The sequence below is a fragment of the Microbacterium sp. 13-71-7 genome (assembly GCF_002257455.1).
GTDB lineage: Bacteria > Actinomycetota > Actinomycetes > Actinomycetales > Microbacteriaceae > Microbacterium.
In genome coordinates this window covers 1-5,452 of record NZ_NCKN01000250.1, presented here as the reverse complement: position 1 = coordinate 5,452, position 5,452 = coordinate 1, and the positions used below count along the sequence as shown (strand labels likewise).

The 5,452-nt window shown below is 66.9% G+C and carries 5 protein-coding genes and 1 pseudogene; 2 read left to right on the top strand and 4 right to left on the bottom strand.

Annotated elements, in window-relative coordinates:
- On the top strand, positions 1–359 hold a 359-nt coding region (locus B7X32_RS17895), incomplete at its 5' end, for a VTT domain-containing protein (protein WP_292722713.1).
- Here the strand turns inward: B7X32_RS17895 and B7X32_RS17890 are convergent.
- The 4 genes from B7X32_RS17890 to B7X32_RS17875 form a co-directional block, all read right to left on the bottom strand.
- Positions 335–994, bottom strand: coding sequence for a response regulator transcription factor (locus tag B7X32_RS17890; RefSeq protein WP_292722710.1), 660 nt, complete (start codon positions 992–994; stop codon positions 335–337). The genes B7X32_RS17895 and B7X32_RS17890 overlap by 25 nt on opposite strands.
- A complete protein-coding gene (locus tag B7X32_RS17885; RefSeq protein WP_292722708.1) occupies positions 991–2,043 on the bottom strand; it encodes a HAMP domain-containing sensor histidine kinase in 1,053 nt (350 codons plus the stop codon). Before B7X32_RS17885 ends, B7X32_RS17890 begins: the two co-directional genes overlap by 4 nt.
- Positions 2,044–2,172: 129 nt before the next feature.
- A complete protein-coding gene (locus B7X32_RS17880) occupies positions 2,173–3,603 on the bottom strand; it encodes a HAMP domain-containing sensor histidine kinase (RefSeq protein ID WP_292722716.1) in 1,431 nt (476 codons plus the stop codon).
- Positions 3,603–4,295: a response regulator transcription factor gene (locus B7X32_RS17875; protein ID WP_292722706.1), complete on the bottom strand. Its 693-nt coding sequence runs from the start codon at positions 4,293–4,295 to the stop codon at positions 3,603–3,605. Before B7X32_RS17875 ends, B7X32_RS17880 begins: the two co-directional genes overlap by 1 nt.
- A gap of 302 nt (positions 4,296–4,597) precedes the next feature.
- On the opposite strand from B7X32_RS17875, the pseudogene B7X32_RS17870 reads away from it, so the two are divergent.
- Positions 4,598–5,452, top strand: a pseudogene (locus B7X32_RS17870) (hypothetical protein); the annotation flags it as partial.

Below are 5,452 nucleotides of genomic sequence, written 5' to 3'. Positions count from 1 at the left end.
CGAAGTACGGCGGCGTCTCGCTCGTGCTGGGCCGGTTCGTCCCGATCGTGCGCACGTACGTGCCGCTCGTCGCGGGGACCGCCCGGCTGCCGTATCGGCGGTTCCTGGTGTGGAACGTGATCGGCGGCGTGCTCTGGGTGGCCGGGATGACCGCGATCGGGCTGCTGCTCGGCGGGATCCCCGGCATCGTCGACAACATCGACCTGCTCATGGTCGTGATCATCGTCGTCTCGGTCGCGCCCGTCGTCATCAGCGGGCTGCGCGGACTGCTCCGGGCGCGCAGGGCCGCGGCGGCGCAGGACGCGTCCGCCGGGCCGTCGGACGACGCGGACGATCAGGCGGGCGTGCCCAGGCGGTAGCCGGATCCGCGGATCGTGTGGATGAGGTCACGATCCGTCTTGCGGCGCAGGTAGTGCACGTAGGCATCAACGGTTCCCTGGCTCTCGCTCCGAGTGAGCACGGCCTGCAGCAGGTACTCGCGGGAGAAGGTGCGCTCCGGCTCCGCCGCGAGCACCTGCAGGAACGCGGTCTCCGCCTCGGTCAGCAGGATCCGGCCCGTGTACGGCGACTCGATGAACTGGTCGTCGGGGTGGAACCGCCAGCTGCCGATCCCGATCCCCTCTCCCCGATCGCCGTAGTCGCGCGTGAGGGCGCGCAGCCGTGCGCTCAGCTCCTCGAACTCGAACGGCTTGACGAGGTAGTCGTTCGCCCCGGCGTCGAGCCCCTCGACCCTGTCCCTGAGCTCGCCCAGCGCCGTGAGCATGAGGATCGGCGTCGCCACCCGCCCCCGCCGCAGCGCGCGCACGAGCTCTTCCCCGTTGATGCCCGGCAGCCGACGGTCCACGATGAGCACGTCGTAGGCGGTGGAGAGGACCGCCGCAAGACCCAGTTCCGCTGTGCCGCACAGTTCGACATCCCACTCCGTGCCCAGTACTTCGCGCATGATCGGCCCGAGGCGCGGATCGTCCTCGACGATCAGGAGCCGGCCGTTCATCGCGATCCCGCCTGATCCGCAGACGTCGTGGGCCAGCTCGTGCCGGACCCCACAGGCTCGAATGCGAGCGGCAGGGTCAGGGCGAACTCGGTGCCTGTCGGGCCGGTACGAACGACCCGCACTCCACCACCGTGCCGCTCGACAAGTTCTTTCACGAGCGAGAGCCCGATTCCCACCCTGGTCCGCCCGACGGTGTCCTCGCCACGAGAAATCGAGGCCCCGTGCGCGAAGCGGTCGAAGACACGGGCTGGTTCGATCCCGACGATACCGTCGCCCTCATCCGTGACGGTGACATGAACAAAAGACCCACGTGCGACCGCCGAGATCGAGACCACACCTCCCGGAGGGGTGTGGTCGATGGCATTGTCCAGCAGGGCCACAATACAGCGGCGCAGGTCGGACACGGGCAACGCGACCCGGACGTCCAGAGGCACGGGGGTCACCAAGACTTCCCGCCCTTGACCCAGCACCGCAAGATCGGCGACTGCCGAGGTCATGACCGCGGCCAGCTCGCTCGTACCGCCCTGCGCGGGCGCCCCGGCCGCTGTCGCAAGCATGTCGTCGATGATGACGGACATGATACGAGCGTCTTCGCGCAACGCAGCGACCACCTCGCGGCGCGGATCATCGGTAGGCGTGACGATCTCAAGCTGCTGGATCCGCGCGTTCAGCACCGCGAGCGGGGTGCGCAGCTCGTGGCTCGCGTCCGCAACGAATCGCTGCTGGACTCGTGCGGCCTCGGCGAGAGGTCGCACCGCACGTCGAGCGATGATCCATCCCGCTCCCCCGGCGCACATGATGGTGCAGAGTGCGACAACAACTCCGGCGAGCAGGATGTCGGAGGGGTCCAGAAAGACCCGGATGCTCCCCGGGTCCTGAAGACCGCGCTGCTCGGCAGGACGCGTCTGCCAGAACAGGTAGGCGACCACAAGCGCCGCACCGAACATGATGAGCACCGCAGAAACCGCTGCGACCTGCCATCCGATCGTCCTGCTCGAGCGACGGTAGTCAATTCTGCTGCCCGCACCTGCGTTGCCACGTTCCTGCATCTTGTTATCCTCCCTCTGCAGACCTCACGCATGCAGATTCTTTCTGGGAGTCACCGCTGGTCGCGTGGGCGCACGCGGAGCTCTGATCGCCGAGTGCGATGCCGGAAGTCCCTCGTTACGATCAACCGGTCATGGTCGGACCGGGTGCGGCTGCACATCCGCCGCATCGTGCTCACTGAGGGGGATGCGTAACAGGAACTGGGCTCCCGTGCGCCCGTCGGCACGTTCGTGCACGGTGAGCGTGCCACCGTGCGCGAGGGCGACCTGGCGTGCGATCGCGAGTCCGAGCCCGAAACCGCCGCCCGTTGTTCGGCGGCGCCGTGCCGTGTCCAGTCGCGCAAAACGCTGGAAGACGGTCTCGCGCAGTTCCGCGGGGATGCCCGGTCCGTCGTCGGTAAGGGTCAGCTCGGCGATCCCGTCGACGGTGTTCAGGTCGATGGCGACGGCGTTGTGCGCGTGCTCGTAGGCGTTGTCGGCGAGGTTGCGCAGCAGGCGGCTCAGGTCGCGCGCCGATCCCTCGACGCGTGCGGCCTGCGTATGTGCTGACACGTCTCGACCGCCCAGGTTACGAAGCCTGCGCACCTCGTCGAGAACGAGGTCATCCAGGTCGACTGGCGCGGGCAGCGTCATGGGAGAGCTCTCGGTGCTCTGAGCGAGAAAGAGCAGATCTTCGGTGAGTGTGGTCATCCGGCCGACTTCGTCACGAACGGTTGTCAACGTGTGCTCCAGATCGGTCTTCTCTGGGTGTTGCAGCGCCACCTCGACCTGCGCCCGCAGGCCGGCGAGGGGGCTGCGCAGCTCGTGCGACGCGTCGCCGATGAACTGCCTTTGCCTGTCGGAGGCCGTCTCCAGCCGGTCGAGCATCTCGTTCATGGTGGACGTCAGCGCGGCGATCTCATCATGCGTCGGAGGCATCGGCAGTCGCTGACTGAGGTCGGAGGCCTCGATGGCCGCCGCCCGCCGCCGGATCCGCTCGACTGGTCGCAGCGCGGAGGTCACGGCGTACCACACCGTGATTGCTACCACGACCAGGATGAGCGGTAGCCCGAGCCAAAACAGGGTGACGAGGCTCGTGGTGGCCGCCTCAACGGTCGTCGTGGATGCGACCGCGTAGACCCAGCCGGGCCCCGAGGCCAGTTCGACCGGGTAGGCGACCACGCGGAACGATGCGGTCGAGTCCAGTGGGGAGTCGTTCAGGGTGGATACTGTGGTCCGTCGCACCGCCGGTGGGGAAGGCATCACGGGATCGTCTCCCTTGATGTTCGCTGTGGAGGCGATCACCGTGCCGTTCGCATCCAGGACCTGAACGAGCGAGTCCTGCCGCGGCGTCCCAGGGATGTCAGGCGAGGTCCCGGTGCGTGCTTGCGCTGCGACACTTTCGGCACGGCTGATCAGCGCATCGTCGAGGCCTGCGACCAGCGACTGTCGCACAAGGGCGGCCAAGGCGATGGCACTGACCACAAGGGTCAGCGCCACGACGAGTGTCGTCAGCGTCGCAACTCGGGCTCGGATGCCCCAACGCAGCCGCGGAGCACGGTTCTTCACTAGGGCGGGCACCATCACGGCCCCTCCACGGTGGTCGGCCGGTCCTGCAGGCGGTAGCCGAGCCCGCGCACGGTCTGAATGTCGTCACGACCGAACGGGCGATCAAGTTTGCGACGCAGGTAACCGATGTATACCTCGATGACGTTCGAGTCGACGTCGAGCTCGGCATCCCAGACGTGCTCCGCGATGGTGTTCTTACTCACCAGCTGGCCTTTGCGGCGCAGCAGGAACTCGGTCAGCGCGAACTCACGCGCGGTCAGTTCGATCGGTACCTCCCCGCGCCAGCACTGCGCGGTCGCCGGGTCCAGTCGTAGGTCACCGGTAGCGAGAACCGGATCTCTCGGTGCCGGTGCCCGTCTCAGCAGAGCGCGGATGCGGGCCAGCAGCACAACAAACGAGAACGGTTTGGAGAGGTAGTCATCGGCGCCGAGGTCGAGTGCATCGGCCTCGTCGTATTCCCCGTCCTTGGCGGTGAGCATCAGGATCGGTACGAGGGAGCCTGATGCGCGCAGCTGCCGGCACACTTCGTAGCCGTTCAGGCCGGGCAGCATGATGTCGAGCACGACGACGTCGAACTCCTCCTGCTGAGCCAGCCAGAGCCCGTCTACGCCGTTGTCGGCGATACGTGTGGTGAACCCCTCAGCACCGAGCCCTCGTGTGACTGCATCGGCGATGACGTGCTCATCCTCCACTACCAGGATCTTCATGCTGCTCTCTCCCTCCACCCGGCCGGTTGGACGGCCTGTCTCTAGTATCGAAGCGGTCGCCGCGGTTCACGATCCAAACGGGTGGATCCTCAGCACCTTGCCGTTCGGTCTTATCCCCGTCTTATTCCCGCCTGTCATCCTGAGATTCGTTCATCGTCCGACACATCGCAGGGATCGCGCTATGAATCACCTTGTGATCGCCACTCAGCCCGCCCTTGCCTGCGGCTCAACGGGCCACTGAGACGAACGACCGCGTGCCTCCATCTGCTCGATGAAGGTGCCCGCGCCTAGGGGGTATCACGATGCATTGGCTGTTGAACGTCCGGATCGACAAGACGTCGTTCCTTGTGCCGCTGGCTGCAGTCGTCACTGTGGTGACGTTGTATCTCCTCATTCGGGTTCCGTGGCGGCGCGGCACGTTGGTGAACATTGCCGGCGCTGTGGTCGGTGCGCTCACAGGCCTTGTTGTGAGCTGGCTCGTCAGCGATGTCTGGAACGTGTTCGGTCTCCCGCTGACCGCCATGACCCGTATGTGGGTCGCCGCGGCCTTCGCCGGGGTCTTCCTCGCTGTCGTGAATTTGCGTCGCACCCGCTGGTGGCGCAAGGTCATCGCAACCATGTTCGTCCCCCTGGTCACGGTCGCTGCCGCCGCGGGCATCAACGCCGACTACGGTGCGTACCGCAATCTGAACGATGCCCTTGGCACCGTGCCGGTCGCCGCGCTCCCTGCACCGCGCCCCTCACCGCGCGCTGCCGCCATGGACCCGCAGTTGGGCAGACACTGGGTGGGCCCCGTCGGGATGCCGGCACACGGGACGGTCGGGGCCGTCACGATTCCCGGAGCGACGTCGCATTTCGCCGCGCGGCAGGCGATCATCTACTTGCCCCCCGCCGCACTGGTGTCCGACCCGCCCACCCTGCCGGTGGTGATGTTGTTTGCCGGGCAACCGGGGGCGCCCTCGGATGTCTTCACCTCAGGGCAGGTCGCGGCGACCTATGACGCCTACGCGGCCGCGCACAACGGGCTGGCGCCGATAGTGGTGGCAGCCGACCAGCTTGGCGCACCCCTCCAGAACCCGATGTGCGTCGACTCGCCGATCGGCAACGTCGCCACCTATCTCACCATCGACGTTCCGGCATGGCTGCACGCGCACTTC